The organism is Caniella muris (assembly GCF_943193035.1).
Taxonomy (GTDB): domain Bacteria; phylum Actinomycetota; class Coriobacteriia; order Coriobacteriales; family Atopobiaceae; genus Granulimonas; species Granulimonas faecalis.
On the sequence record NZ_CALPCK010000001.1, the window covers coordinates 591,856 to 605,477 of the forward strand.

9 protein-coding genes are annotated in these 13,622 nt (G+C 67.2%); 1 reads left to right on the plus strand and 8 read right to left on the minus strand.

Features of this window, described 5'->3' with window-relative positions:
• From NFR49_RS02690 to nrdD, 3 genes are all read right to left on the minus strand, one after another.
• The gene (locus NFR49_RS02690) at nucleotides 1-1,245 is read right to left on the minus strand and encodes an FAD-dependent oxidoreductase (RefSeq protein ID WP_251158132.1); all 1,245 of its coding nucleotides are present in this window, start codon (nucleotides 1,243-1,245) and stop codon (nucleotides 1-3) included.
• A 152-nt stretch (nucleotides 1,246-1,397) separates the two neighbouring features.
• A complete protein-coding gene (gene nrdG, locus NFR49_RS02695) occupies nucleotides 1,398-1,967 on the minus strand; it encodes an anaerobic ribonucleoside-triphosphate reductase activating protein (RefSeq protein WP_251158133.1) in 570 nt (189 codons plus the stop codon).
• 69 nt (nucleotides 1,968-2,036) lie between these two features.
• Nucleotides 2,037-4,259 carry an anaerobic ribonucleoside-triphosphate reductase gene (gene nrdD, locus NFR49_RS02700; RefSeq protein WP_251158134.1) on the minus strand — a complete coding sequence of 741 codons (2,223 nt, stop codon included), beginning with the start codon at nucleotides 4,257-4,259 and terminating at the stop codon, nucleotides 2,037-2,039.
• A gap of 482 nt (nucleotides 4,260-4,741) precedes the next feature.
• Here nrdD and trpS point away from each other — a divergent pair, with 482 nt between their 5' ends.
• Nucleotides 4,742-5,791: a tryptophan--tRNA ligase gene (gene trpS, locus NFR49_RS02705; RefSeq protein WP_251158135.1), complete on the plus strand. Its 1,050-nt coding sequence runs from the start codon at nucleotides 4,742-4,744 to the stop codon at nucleotides 5,789-5,791.
• Between the two features lie 158 nt (nucleotides 5,792-5,949).
• On the opposite strand, the gene NFR49_RS02710 is transcribed toward trpS, so the two are convergent.
• From NFR49_RS02710 to arcA, 5 genes are all read right to left on the minus strand, one after another.
• Nucleotides 5,950-7,530: a YfcC family protein gene (locus NFR49_RS02710; RefSeq protein ID WP_251158136.1), complete on the minus strand. Its 1,581-nt coding sequence runs from the start codon at nucleotides 7,528-7,530 to the stop codon at nucleotides 5,950-5,952.
• Between the two features lie 490 nt (nucleotides 7,531-8,020).
• Nucleotides 8,021-9,151: an aminotransferase class I/II-fold pyridoxal phosphate-dependent enzyme gene (locus tag NFR49_RS02715; protein WP_251158137.1), complete on the minus strand. Its 1,131-nt coding sequence runs from the start codon at nucleotides 9,149-9,151 to the stop codon at nucleotides 8,021-8,023.
• A 133-nt stretch (nucleotides 9,152-9,284) separates the two neighbouring features.
• Nucleotides 9,285-10,745, minus strand: a complete 1,461-nt coding sequence (locus tag NFR49_RS02720; protein WP_251158138.1) for a basic amino acid/polyamine antiporter — start codon at nucleotides 10,743-10,745, stop codon at nucleotides 9,285-9,287.
• 183 nt (nucleotides 10,746-10,928) lie between these two features.
• Nucleotides 10,929-11,924: an ornithine carbamoyltransferase gene (argF, locus tag NFR49_RS02725; RefSeq protein ID WP_251158139.1), complete on the minus strand. Its 996-nt coding sequence runs from the start codon at nucleotides 11,922-11,924 to the stop codon at nucleotides 10,929-10,931.
• A gap of 126 nt (nucleotides 11,925-12,050) precedes the next feature.
• Nucleotides 12,051-13,301 (minus strand): arginine deiminase, encoded by a 1,251-nt coding sequence (arcA, locus tag NFR49_RS02730; protein ID WP_251158140.1) that lies wholly within the window; start codon nucleotides 13,299-13,301, stop codon nucleotides 12,051-12,053.
• Nucleotides 13,302-13,622: the final 321 nt, after the last annotated feature.

Here is a 13,622-nt window from a genome sequence, read left to right on the forward strand (position 1 = left end):
TCACTCGCCCCCTTTCTCGAGCATGCCGTCGATGGCGGCGGCCGCTATCTTTCCCTTGCGCACGGCCCACACCACGGTCTTGTCGCCGGCCATGAGGTCGCCGGTCACGAAGACGCGCGGCACCGACGTCGCGGGGCCTCCCCCGACCACCTCGTTGCCGTCGAGCTCGAGCTCGAGGTCGAGACCGAGGACGTCGGCGCGCTGGCCCACGGCGAGGATCACGAGGTCGGCCCTGACGGTGAGCCCGGCGTCGATGATGCGGTGCCTGAACGTCACGGCGCCGCCGTCGGCGGCCACGGGGGCGTAGCCGTCCACGATGGTCACGCCGGCCCCGCGGGCGCCGGCGAGCTCCTCCTCGGAGGCGAGGAACGCGTCGGACTCCTCCCAGGCGACGTCGGTGACGGTGTGGACGCCCAGGCGCCTGAGCGTCGTGGAGACGTCCATGGCGACGTCGCCGCCGCCGATGACGAGCACGTTGTCGGGCAGCGTCACCTCGCCCCCGGCCGCCCTCACACGGGCGAGGAAGTCCACGGCGAGCTCCACGGCGGGGTCGCCCTCGAAGATGGGGAGCATCTTGCCGGCCGAGAGGCCCACGTCCACGAGCAGGGCGTCGTGGTCCTCCAGGAGCCCCTGGCAGGTGACGGCGCAGCCGGCGCCCACCCGCACGCCCGTGTGGACCCTGGCGCCGAGGCGCTCGACGCGGGAGACGGCGGCGGCCACGACGTCGTCGGGCAGGCGGTAGGCCGGGATGCCGTGGGCGAGCATGCCGCCCGCCACGGCGTCGCGCTCGTAGATGTCCACGGCGTGGCCCATCCCGCGGAGCGTCGCGGCGGCCTGCAGGGCGCCGGGGCCGGAGCCCACGACGGCCACGGAGCGGCCCGTGTCGGGGCCGGCCTCGAGGACCTCCATGGAGAGGGCCGCGGCGAAGTCGGTGGCGTAGCGCTGGAGCCCCTTGATGTCGATGGGGCGGTCCACCTCGGCGCGGGTGCACCGGCGCTCGCAGTAGCGCTCGGTGGGGCACACCCGCGCGCAGATGTCGCCCAGGGCGTTGTTGACGAGGATGGTCGCGGCGGCGCCCTCGTCGTTGAGGAGGCGGATGCTGCGGATGAAGCGGCCTGGGTCGGTGCCCGCCGGGCAGTCGGCGCTGCACGGCGCGTCCTCGCACAGCAGGCACCGGCTCGCCTCCTCCATGGCGGTCGAGGGAGTGTAGGCGCGGCGCCACTCCGTCTCGTAGGGACAGTCCATGGGTCTCCTTCCGATGGGTCGACACGGCAAAGCGGCCTTGCGGCCTTGCAGGTCGATGCCCAGAAAGGCAACCCGGCACCGCACGGCCCCCGCGAGAGGGGCCGCCCAATCGGTAAATGGTTTTGCAATGTATTTAAGGGAGTTTCCCGCCCCTAGAGGTGCAGCTCCTGGCGGCCCATGGAGTGCTGGGCGAACACCGGGTCGTCCTCCCAGAGCACCGTGCGGCCGGCCTCGAGGCTCCGGGGCACGTCGATGATGCGCTGGTTCTGCGAGCCGCGGAACCTCAGGGTGATGTCCTTGAGCTCCTGGACGAACGGCCCGTCCACGAGCACGTCCACGGACCGCAGGAGCCGCTCGGTGACCTCGGTGTGCCGGGGCGAGGCGGGGTCGAGGAGCTCGTCGAGGACGTCGCCCGTGTAGACCCACACGTCCTTGCCCGGGCACTCGGCGCGGACCCGCTCGAGGAAGGGCGCGAGCGCCCGCTGGTTGGACGGCTCCATGGGCTCCCCCCCGAGCACGGACAGACCCGCAATATAAGAGGGGGCGAGGGAGTCGATGACCTCCCGCTGCAGCGCCTCGTCGAAGGCGTCGCCGTAGGAGAAGTCCCAGGCCACCTCGTTGAAGCAGCCGGGGCAGCGGTGGGTGCAGCCGGAGACGAACAGGCTCGTCCGCACACCGGTGCCGTTGGCGATGTCGCAGTACTTGACGTTGGCGCAGTTCATGGGACCTCGATGGAAGGGCGGGCCGCCCCGTGGGGCGGCCCGGTCGGCGGTGACGGGTATGGGGCCGGCCTAGAGGTGCAGGACGCGGTCGCGGATCTCCTCGGTGCGGCCCTGGTTCCAGAACTGCGTGCCGATGTAGCCGCAGGTGCGCCGGGCGACGTTGAGGGTGGTCTGGTCGCGGTTGCCGCAATGCGGGCACTCCCACACGAGCTTGCCGTCGTCCTCCACGATCCTGACCTCCCCGTCGAACCCGCAGACCTGGCAGTAGTCGCTCTTGGTGTTGAGCTCGGCGTACATGATGTTGTCGTAGATGAAGCGCAGCACGCTCATGACCGCCTCGAGGTTGTCCTGCATGTCGGGGACCTCGACGTAGGAGATGGCGCCGCCCGGGGAGAGGCGCTGGAACTCGCTCTCGAAGCGCAGCTTGGTGAAGGCGTCGATCTGCTCGGTCACGTGCACGTGGTAGCTGTTGGTGATGTAGCCGTGGTCGGTGACGCCGGGGACGACGCCGAAGCGGCGCTGGAGGCACTTGGCGAACTTGTAGGTGGTGGACTCCAGGGGCGTGCCGTAGAGGGAGAAGTCGATGTCCGTGGCGGCCTTCCACTCGGCGCACTTGTCGTTCATGTGCTGCATGACGGCCAGGGCGAACGGCGTGGCCTCGGCGTCGGTGTGGCTGTGGCCGGTCATGTAGCGCACGCACTCGTAGAGGCCGGCGTAGCCGAGGCTGATGGTGGAGTAGCCGCCGAAGAGCAGCGGGTCGATGACCTCGCCCTTGGGCAGGCGGGCCAGGGCGCCGTACTGCCAGAGGATGGGCGCCGCGTCCGAGAGCGTGCCCTTGAGGCGGTTATGGCGGCACATGAGGGCGCGGTAGCAGAGCTCCAGGCGCTCGTCGAAGATGCGCCAGAACTCCTCCATGTCGCCGCCGCTGGAAAGGGCGACGTCCGGGAGGTTGATGGTGACCACGCCCTGGTTGAAGCGGCCGTAGTACTTGGGCCTGCCCGGCTCGTAGTTGCCGGCGTTGGCCACGTTGCCGTAGCCGTTGCCGGAGCGGTCGGGCGTGAGGAAGGAGCGGCAGCCCATGCAGGTGTAGACGTCGCCCTCGCCCTCGACCTCGCCGGCGGAGAGCTTGAGCTTGCGCATCATCTTCTCGGAGATGTAGTCGGGCACCATGCGCTTGGCGGTGCACTTGGCCGCGAGCTGGGTGAGGTAGTAGTACTTCTGGCCGGGCTCGAGGTTGTCCTCCTCCAGCACGTAGATGAGCTTGGGGAAGGCGGGGGTGACCCAGACGCCGGCCTCGTTCTTGACGCCCTCGTAGCGCTGGCGGAGGGTCTCCTCGATGATGAGGGCGAGGTCGTGCTTCTCCTGGGCGTCGCGGGCCTCGTTGAGGTACATGAAGACCGTGACGAAGGGCGCCTGGCCGTTGGTGGTCATGAGGGTGACCACCTGGTACTGGATGGTCTGGACGCCGCGGCGGATCTCGTCGAGGAGGCGCTCCTCGACGATGCGGCCCACCTGCTCCTCCTCGGGCTCGATGCCGAGCTCCTCGAGCTCGCGCACGAAGTCGCGGCGGATGCGCCGGCGCGAGACGTCCACGAAGGGCGCGAGGTGCGTGAGGGAGATGGACTGGCCGCCGTACTGGCTGGAGGCCACCTGGGCGATGATCTGGGTGGCGATGTTGCAGGCCGTGGAGAAGGAGTGCGGCTTCTCGATGAGGGTGCCGCTGATCACGGTGCCGTTCTGCAGCATGTCCTCGAGGTTGACGAGGTCGCAGTTGTGCATGTGCTGCGCGTAGTAGTCGGCGTCGTGGAAGTGGATGATGCCCTCGTCGTGGGCCTCCACCACCTCGCGCGGCAGCAGGATGCGGTTGGCGAGGTCCTTGGACACCTCGCCGGCCATGTAGTCGCGCTGCACGGAGTTGACCGTGGGGTTCTTGTTGGAGTTCTCCTGCTTGACGTCCTCGTTGTTGCACTCGATGAGCGAGAGGATGCGCTCGTCGGTGGTGTTGGAGGTGCGCTTGAGGCTCTGGACGTAGCGGTAGGTGATGTAGTTGCGGGCCACCGAGAAGGCGCCCTTGGCCATGATCTGGTCCTCCACCATGTCCTGGACCTCTTCCACCGTCACGGTGTGGCCACAGGCCTCGCACTCGGCCTCGACGGCGGTGGCGGCGTCGTCGATCTGGGCCTCGGTGAGCCGCACGGGCTCCGGGACGGTCACGTTGGCCCCCCGGATGGCGTTGACGATCTTTGCGACGTCGAAGGTCGCCTCGGACCCGTTGCGCTTGATGATCTTCATTGGGACTCTCCTTGGGCCGTGCGGGTTGACGGTGGACCACATCATCTTGTGGTTGAATTCGAGGTGTCGCCGCGGTCCCACGACCGCGGCGACACCTATGATACGGAGGCCCCGGCACGAGGAACAGACTTGACATCGGTCGTGTGTAGTGGTGTGCAAAAGTCCCCTGAACAACAATCCCTAGAAGTGTAGATACCAAAAACCACAATATGTGGTGTATGACAACCATAGGCCCATTGGAGGGACAATCAGGGGGTTCACGGGGCGCGCGTTTGGCCGAGAGCGAAACGCCCAGCTCCAGGGCCCTCCCCACGCCCCGTGGGGCAAAGCCGGGAACCCCGAGTAAGACACAAGATGTTGTGTCCCGTGGTGGGCGGCGGTCCCGCCGTGGCCGGACGGGCGCCCCCGCCGGGTCCGGCACCGGGTAGTATAAGGAGGTTGCAGACGCGCCCCGCCGCCGGGGCACAACCAAAGGAGGAACCATGGCAAACGAGGAGAGCTTCGCCGAGGCGCAGAGGCGGTCCGACGCCATGTGGAAATCCCTTGGAGAGGACGGTGGCGCCCACACCCTCCTCTCGGGCGACCGCCCCACGGGCCGCCTGCACCTGGGCCACTACTTCGGCACCGTGCGCGAGCGCGTTCGGCTCCAGGAGATGGGCGTCAACACCAACATCCTCATCGCCGACTACCAGGTGATCACGGACCGCGACACCACGGCCCACATCACCGAGTACGCCTACGACATGGTCCTCGACTACCTCGCCGTGGGGATCGACCCCGAGCGGGCCACGATCTTCTGCCACTCGGCCGTGCCGGCGCTCAACCAGCTCATGCTGCCGTTCCTCTCCCTCGTGAGCGAGAGCGAGCTCCTGCGCAACCCCACGGTCAAGGCCGAGCAGGAGGCCTCGGGCCACGCCCTCACCGGCCTGCTCCTCACCTACCCCGTGCACCAGGCCTGCGACATCCTGTTCTGCAAGGCCGACTGCGTCCCCGTGGGAAAGGACCAGCTCCCCCACATCGAGCTCACCCGCAACATCGCCCGGCGCTTCAACGAGCGCTACGGCAAGGTGTTCCCCATGCCCGTGGGCCTGCTGTCCGACACCCCGCTCCTCCCGGGCCTCGACGGCCGCAAGATGTCCAAGAGCTACGGCAACTCCATCGCCATCTCCATGACCGCCGAGGAGACCGCCAAGCTCATCCGCAAGTCCAAGACCGACTCGGAGCGCACCATCACCTTCGACCCGGAGAACCGCCCCGGCGTCTCGGCCCTCATCACCACGGCCTCCGTCATGACCGGCCGCGACCCGGAGGAGATCGCCGACTCCATCGGCGACGCCGGCGCCGGCGCCCTCAAGCGCTACGTCACCGAGGTCGTGGACGACTACATGGCCCCCATCCGCGAGCGCCGCGCCGCCTTCGCCGCCCAGCCCGGCCTCGTGCGCGAGATCCTCCACGAGGGCAACCGCCGCGCCAACGAGGTCGCCGACGAGACCCTCGCCCAGGTGCGCGAGGCCATGGGCATGGTCTACTAGGGACACCCCCGCCCCCTGCGGCCGCCGCCCTGCAGCTGCCGTCCCCGGTCGACCCCGTCGACACCCCGCGCCCCACGGAAAGGGCCCCGCCGCACACTCGGTGCGGCGGGGCCCTTCTTCGGACCTTCCGTGGTTGCGGGTCCCGATGGCGCCTTGCGCTAGGCGGGCACCACCATGCAGGCCACCGTCACGATGACGACGAGGACCACGAAGAGGATCACGAGCAGCTTGGTGGCGAACTTCAGCCAGGTGGAGTACTCCACGCGGGCCAGGGCCAGGCCGCCCATGATGGCGCCGCAGGTGGGCGTGAACAGGTTCACGAAGCCGTTGGCGCTGGAGTAGATCTGCACCATGACCTCGGGCGAGAAGCCCAGCTCCACAGCCAGCGGGCCCATGATGGGCATGGACACGGTGGCCATGCCGGAGCTCGACGGGATGAGGAAGGACAGGAGCACGTAGAGGATGAAGGACAGGGGCGCGAAGACGATGGCGCTCATGCCCTTGAGGCCGGCGGCGGCGGAGGCCAGGATCCAGTTGGAGAGGCCGGTGACGTCCATGAGGACGGAGACGCCGCGGGCGAGGGCGATGACGAGCACGACGCCCATCATGTCGCCGGCGCCGGCGATGAAGGTGTCCACGAGCTCGCGCTCGGAGAGACCGGCCACGATGCCGATGACGATGGCCATGATCAGGAACCAGGCCGTGGCCTCGGCGAAGTACCACTGGCCGAGGGGGGTGCCGGTGAGGAAGGCGGACCAGCCGAGGGAGGTGGTGGTCTCGGTGGTCACCGTGGCGTCGGGCTCGGTGTTGAACACGAGGTCGCCGTCGATGCCGCCGTCGCCCCAGGCGGCCACGATCTCCTCGCCGGTGATGGGGGCGGTGACCTCCTCGGAGGCGTAGCCGGCGTTGAAGGCGTCGACGTTGAGGTCCTCCCAGGGGATGAAGCCGATGATCATGACGACGAAGGTGACGGCGAAGAGCACCAGGACGGCCTTCTGGCGGCCGGTGATGGCCTTGGCCTCGGCCACGGCCTTGGCGGCGCTGCCGTACTCCTTCTCGGCGGCCTCGATCTCGTGGCCGGTGAGGATGGAGCGGCCGGTGTCGGCCTTGACCTTCTTGGCGTAGTTGTACACGAACACGATCGAGATGACGTCGGCCACGACCATGAGGATGAGGCCGAGGACGATGATGATCGTCTGGTCGACCGGGATGCCGATGGAGGTCAGGGTGGCGGAGGCGACGCCCGTGGCGAACGGGTTCACCGTGGAGCCGAGGACGCCGCAGCCGGCGCCGAGCAGCACCATGGCCGCGCCCACGAGCACGTCGGTGCCGGCGGCCATCATGGTGGCGGCCAGCAGGGCGTAGAAGCCCACGGACTCCTCGCAGAAGCCGTAGGTGGTGCCCATGATCGAGAAGATGACCATGAGGATGGGGATGAGCTTGAGCTCGTTGCCGCCCATGGCACGCACCAGGGTGGAGATGCCGGCGTTAAGGGCGCCGGAGCGCTCGACGATGGCGAGGAAGCCGCCGAGCACCATGACGAACAGGCAGACGTCGACGGCGTCGACGAAGCCCTCGGCCGGGGCCATCAGCACGTCGCCTAGGGTGGCGCCGGTGATGTCCGGAATCGCCATGGACATGGCGATGGAGATGAGGGCCACCACGATCAGGATGATGAAGAGGATCGTGTAAGAAGAGAGCATCTCCCGCTTCTTCTTAGGCTTTGTCATATCTGACATGCCTTGGGTCTCCTTTCCTCGTTGGAGGCGGACCCTCGTGGGACGCGCCCCGTCCGGGGCTCCCGAGAAGCCCCACTCCTAACGATTCGGGACCCATTTTATACATATGAATATTCCCTTAAGACCAAGAACAGAGAATCCGTGGCGCAGATGCCGTTTACTGGTACTTTAGTGCCGTTCGCGGAAACCAAGCTGTAATGCGCGGAGCTCCCCCCGTTATTGCAGTTAAACGGACCTCTAACATATATTTATGCGTATGGTTTATTGATTTCTCTATCTCCCGCCCCGGGACGCCGACCGCCCGGAATCACCGGCGGCCCCGTGCCGCCTTGTCATAAATTAATTATCCTATGCAGCATCCGCTAAATCTTATACGCCGCAATCGATGAATCGCACCTTCTGTGCAATATGCTGAAAAGAAGCTGGTGCCATATGCAGCCACACCGCCCCGGCCCCGGTGGCGGGGCGCACCGTGACGCGGGGCGCCGGGTCAGTCGAGCCCCTCGAGGGCCCGGCCGAGGAGGTCCAGGCCGCGCCCGAGCTCCCCCTCGGGGCAGCAGTAGCCGAGCCGCACCCCGCCCGGCATGTCGAAGCAGCCGCCGGGGACGAGCAGGAGGCCGTGACGGTCGAGGAGGTCCAGGCAGAACGTCTCGTCGTCGAGGCCGTCGGGGAGGTCGAGCGACAGGTAGGCCACGGGCACGCCGTCGGGGGCGCACCACGAGGCCCGGGGCGTGCGCCCCAGCCACTCCCCCACCGCCCGCGCCCGGGCCCGCACGATGGCGCGGTTGCGGGCCAGCACCTCGTCGGCGTGCTCGAGCACCAGGGTGGCCAGGAGGTCGTTGCCCACGCCCGCGCAGATGAGGGAGTAGTCGCGCAGGGCCCGGATGCGCGCGGCCACCTCCGGCGGCGCCACGACCCACCCTGCGCGGAGCCCCGGCGCCGAGAACGACTTCGAGAGCGAGTTGGTGACCACGGCCCGCTCGTAGACGTCCAGCATGGAGACGTAGCCACGGTCCTGGGCCACCGGCAGGTAGACCTCGTCGGAGAGCACGTAGGCGCCCACGGTGCGGGCGATGTCGGCCACGGCCTCGAGCTCCTCCCTGCCGAGGAGCGCGCCCGTGGGGTTGGCCGCGTTGTTGATGCAGATGAGCCTGGTCCCCGGCCTCACGAGGCGCTCGAGGGCCTCGACGGGCGCCGTCCAACGGGTGCCGTCGCACTCCAGGCGCCAGAGGTCCACCGTGGCGCCGAGGGCGCGGGGGATGTCCCGGAGCGGCTGGTAGGTGGGCCACTCGCACACCACGTGGTCGCCGGGCCCCACGAGGGAGACGACGGCGTCGCGGTTGGCGCCCGTGGCACCGTTCTCCTGGAGGACGAGGGAGGGGTCCATCTCGCGGCCGTAGAGCCGCGAGACGGCGGCCTTGAACGCCGGGGAGCCCTCGATCCAGCCGTAGTCCAGGCGGGCGTCCGCGAGGGCGGCGCCTATGCGCGCCCCTCCCTCGCCGTCGAGGGCGGCGAGCTCCCGGTAGCCCATGGCGGTGACGGACGACTGGGCGATGTCCACCGAGGCCCGCCGCTCATGGCGGTTGAGCCAGACCTCGTTGGCGATGGGCGTGACCTCCATGACGCACCCCCTCGGAACGCGTTTCGGGCCGACCGGCCGTGGGGCCAGTATACGGTGCCACGCCAAAGAGAGGGCGCCGGGCCCTGCGAGGGGGACCCGGCGCCCGGTCAGACGGCCTTGGGGGCCGTGGGGCCTAGAAGGCGATGAGGCCCATGGCCACGAGCACGACGGCCACGATGCCGGCGGCCACCACGAGGGCCATGACGCACTTCTCGGCCGGCGTGAACGCCTGCTCGCCGTGCTCCTTGCGACCGGCGATGTAGACGAAGATGCCGGGGATGTAGCCCACGCAGGTGAGCAGCAGGAACGTCCAGCCGTTGAGCAGCGTGCCCACCACGAGGAAGACCGTGGCGACAAGGCCGCAGACGGCCTGGCCGGTCTGCTTGGCGGCGAAGGAGACCTTCATGTTGAAGGCGGACGCCAGCGCCCACGTGACGACGATGGCCACGGTGCAGAGGGAGAACGCGAAGTTGTAGGCGTCCTCGGTGAAGATCAGTGTGACGAGGAACAGCTGGGTGCAGACGCCCACGACGACGAGCGAGAACTGCGGGGCACCCTTGGAGTTGAGCTCGCCCCACTTGGCCGGCAGGAGCCTGTGGCTGGCCATGAGCTGGGTGGTCTCGGCGGGCAGGATGGTGAACGACAGCCAGGAGCCGGCCACCGACACGATCATGGCGACGGTGATGAAGGCGCCGCCCCAACCGGGGGCCATGGAGTCGAACACGTAGATCATGGCCGGCTTGGGCAGGGCCGCGATCTCGTTGTAGGGCATGTAGCCGAACGGCAGCACCGAGACGCCGATGTAGATGACGAGCAGCGCGACGAGACCGATGACCGTGGCCCTGCCGGCGTCGGCCTTGGACTTGGCGCGGCTGGAGATGACCGAGGCGCCCTCGATGCCGATGAAGCACCAGAACATGATCATCATGCAGTTGACGATCTGGTCGGGGATCGTGCCAAGGTCGGTGGCGCCGGCCGCGCCCATGGCCGCCAGGTTGTCCTGGACGGTGCCCCAGAAGTCGGCGGTGAACACGCCGGCGTTGAACATGACGAGCGCGAACACGATGAACAGGCCGAGGGCCGCCACCTTGGCCACCATGACGATGGCGTTGATGAACGAGGCGCTCTCGACGCCGCGCATGACGAGGAACGTGATGCCCCAGAGGATGACGGAGGCGATCACGATGCAGGGCACGGTGTTGCCCGCCTCGAAGGGGGGATAGAAGTAGCCGACGGCGCTCATCATGATGGTGGCGAAGGCCACGTTGCCCAGCCACGCGGAGAGCCAGTAGCCCCAGCCCGACAGGAAGCCGGCGAACGGGCCGAAGCCCTCGGTGGCGTAGTCGAAGATGGAGTCGAGGTCGGGCCGGCGGTCGGCCAGGTTCTTGAGTGAGAGGGCCAGGCAGAGGAAGCCCACGCCCACGATCAGCCAGGCGACGAGCGCGGCGCCCGGCGAGGCCACCTGGGCGATCTGGCCGGTGAGCGCGAAGGCGCCCGACCCGATACAGGAGCTCACGACGATGCCGATGAGCCCGAACAGACCGATCTTACCCGGGCCCGACTGGGTGGCCGCGGGCGCTTGTCCTTCTGACAAGGGATCCCCCCTTCTCCGTGGGGTGCCGCCCCCGTTTCACATGGCTTTGGGGTATATGCCCGGACCTCGGTCCTTTGATTTCAAGTATATATACAGAGCAAGAATTAATGGTTGTTTCTTACGTACGAGAAAAGGGCCCCGGCGTCCGCCGGGGCCCTTCTGGCCGCTCGCTGGGAGGGGTCGTTACTTCAGGGTCGCGTACATGACGGCCTTGATGGTGTGCATGCGGTTCTCGGCCTCGTCGAAGACCTTGGACTGACGGGACTCGAAGACCTCGTCGGTGACCTCCATCTCCTTGATGCCGAACTTCTCGGCGACGTCCTCGCCGATGGTGGTCTTGGTGTCGTGGAAGGACGGCAGGCAGTGCATGAAGATGGCGTCCTTGTGGGCGAGGCCCATGAGCTCGCTGTTGACCTGGAAGGGCTTGAGCTCCTTGATGCGCTCGGCCCAGAGCTCGGCCGGCTCGCCCATGGACACCCAGATGTCGGTGTAGAGGACGTCGGCGTCGGTGGCGGCGGCCTTCGGGTCGTCGGTGAAGGTGATGGTGGCGCCGGTCTCGGTGGCGATCTTCTCGCAGGTGGCGATCAGCTCGTCGGTGGGACGCAGCTCCTTGGGGCCGCAGCCCACGAAATGCATGCCCATTTTGGCGCAGAGCACCATGAGGGAGTTGCCCATGTTGTTGCGGGTGTCGCCGAAGAAGACGAACTTCAGGCCCTTGACGCCCATGGGGAAGTTCTCCTCGATGGTGAGGAGGTCGGCGATCATCTGCGTGGGGTGGAACTCGTCGGTGAGGCCGTTCCACACCGGGACGCCGGCCTTCTCGGCCAGCTCCTCCACGAGCTCCTGGGAGAAGCCGCGGTACTCGATGCCGTCGTACATGCGGCCGAGGACGCGGGCGGTGTCCTCGATGGACTCCTTCTTGCCCATCTGGGAGCTGCCGGGATCGAGGTAGGTGACGCCCATGCCGAGGTCGTTGCCGGCCACCTCGAAGGAACAGCGGGTACGGGTGGAGGTCTTCTCGAAGAGCAGGACGATGTTCTTGCCGGCGAGGTACTTGTGGGGCACGCCGTTGCGCTTCATGTCCTTGAAGGTCTTGGACACGTCGACGAGGTACTGGATCTCCTCAGGGGTGTAGTCGAGGATCTTGGTAAAGCTGCGGCCGGCGATGTTGACACCCATCGTTACGGCTCCTTTCTGTCGTGCGCCCCCGATGGGGCGCGGCGTTTGACGCATCGGGATGACGCGGGCCCCAGGGCCCGCGTCGACCGGGGGCCGGACGCGCCGGCCCCCGGAGGAGGCTGAGGTTTAGAGGTCCTCGCGCCAGAACGGCATGCTCATGCAGCGGGGGCCGCCACGGCCGCGGGAGAGCTCGGCGCTCGGGATGACGAGCAGCTCCATGCCGGCCTTGTAGAGGATGTCGTTGGTGACGTTGTTGCGCTGGTAGACGCAGATGGTGCCGGGGCGCACGCAGAGCGTGTTGGAGCCGTCGTTCCACTGCTCGCGGGCGGCCGCGATGGGGTCGCCGCCACCGCAGGGGATCAGGGTGACCTGGTCGAGGCCCAGGATCTTGGCGAGGGTGTGCTCGAGGGTGTCGTTCATCTCCTCGATCTTGACCTCGTTCTCCTCCTTGCCCGGGGTGAGCTTGAACACCTGCAGGGTGCCCATGATGGCGGGGTGGATGGTGAACTTGTCGACGTCGATCTGCGTGAACACCGTGTCCAGGTGCATGAAGGCACGGGAGCTCGGGATGTTGAAGGCGTAGATCTCGTCGATCGGGCAGTCCTCGTGGCCCCAGAACATGTGGTTGGCCATGACGTCGATGGCAGCGGCCTCGGTGCGCTGGGAGATGCCCACGGCGATGGCGTGGTTGTTGAGGTTCAGCACGTCGCCGCCCTCGGTGTGGTACGCGGAGTTGCGGCGGTACCACAGCGGGGAGTCCTTGTAGTCGGGGTGGTACTTGAAGATGTACTTGCCGTAGAGGGTCTCGCGGTTGCGGGTGACCGAGTACATGCGGTTGAGGTTGACGCCGTTGCCCACCACCGCGAACGGGTCGCGGGTGAAGTAGAGGTTGGGCATCGGGTCGACCAGGAGGTCGCTCTCGGTGTCGCCGTCGGTACCCACGATGGAGCGCAGGGTCTCGCTGGCCTTGACGGGCAGCTGCACCTCCTGCTTGGTCACACCGGCCATGGTGTGGAGAACCATCTCGTAGTTGTCCTTGAACGAGTCGATGTACTCGCGGATGATGGCCGGGGCATGCTTGCCGGTGATGCCGGCCTCGGAGATCCACTGGTCGAGGAACTCGTCACGGGCGCCGGGAGCGGCGTCGAGGGCCTCGGCCACGAGCTTCTCGAGGTAGAGCACCTCCACACCCTGGTCACGCAGGGTCTGGGCGAAGGTGTCGTGCTCCTCCTGGGCGACGGGCAGGAAGGGAACGTCGTCGAACAGCAGACGCTCCAGCTCGTCGGGGGGCAGGTTGAGCAGCTCGTCGCCGGGGCGATGCAGCATGACCTTCTTCAGGTTGCCGATCTCGCTCGGGACATGTAGCCCTTTGGACATTGTGCCTCCTTCTGTCGACGGCGCCTCGCTGTCCTGCAAGGCGCCTGCCATTACACGAACCTGACCACTCGGAACGCGAGGCTGGCGGGGTTCTCGGGCACCCGTCGCACCCCTGTTTCGCTAGGGCCATTATGGTTCGCTGACGCTGAATATTGTTTCCGCCTCACGGCCAACGGTTACATTTCAGCTGTAGGCGGCACTATGCTCTTAATTTGTCTCCGTTGGTGAATTTGTTGTGTGCAAACCATGATTTACCTGTGGTTATGCAAATAAGCTAAAAATGAGTACAATCCCTTGATTCAAAGAATCCCTTCATTGATA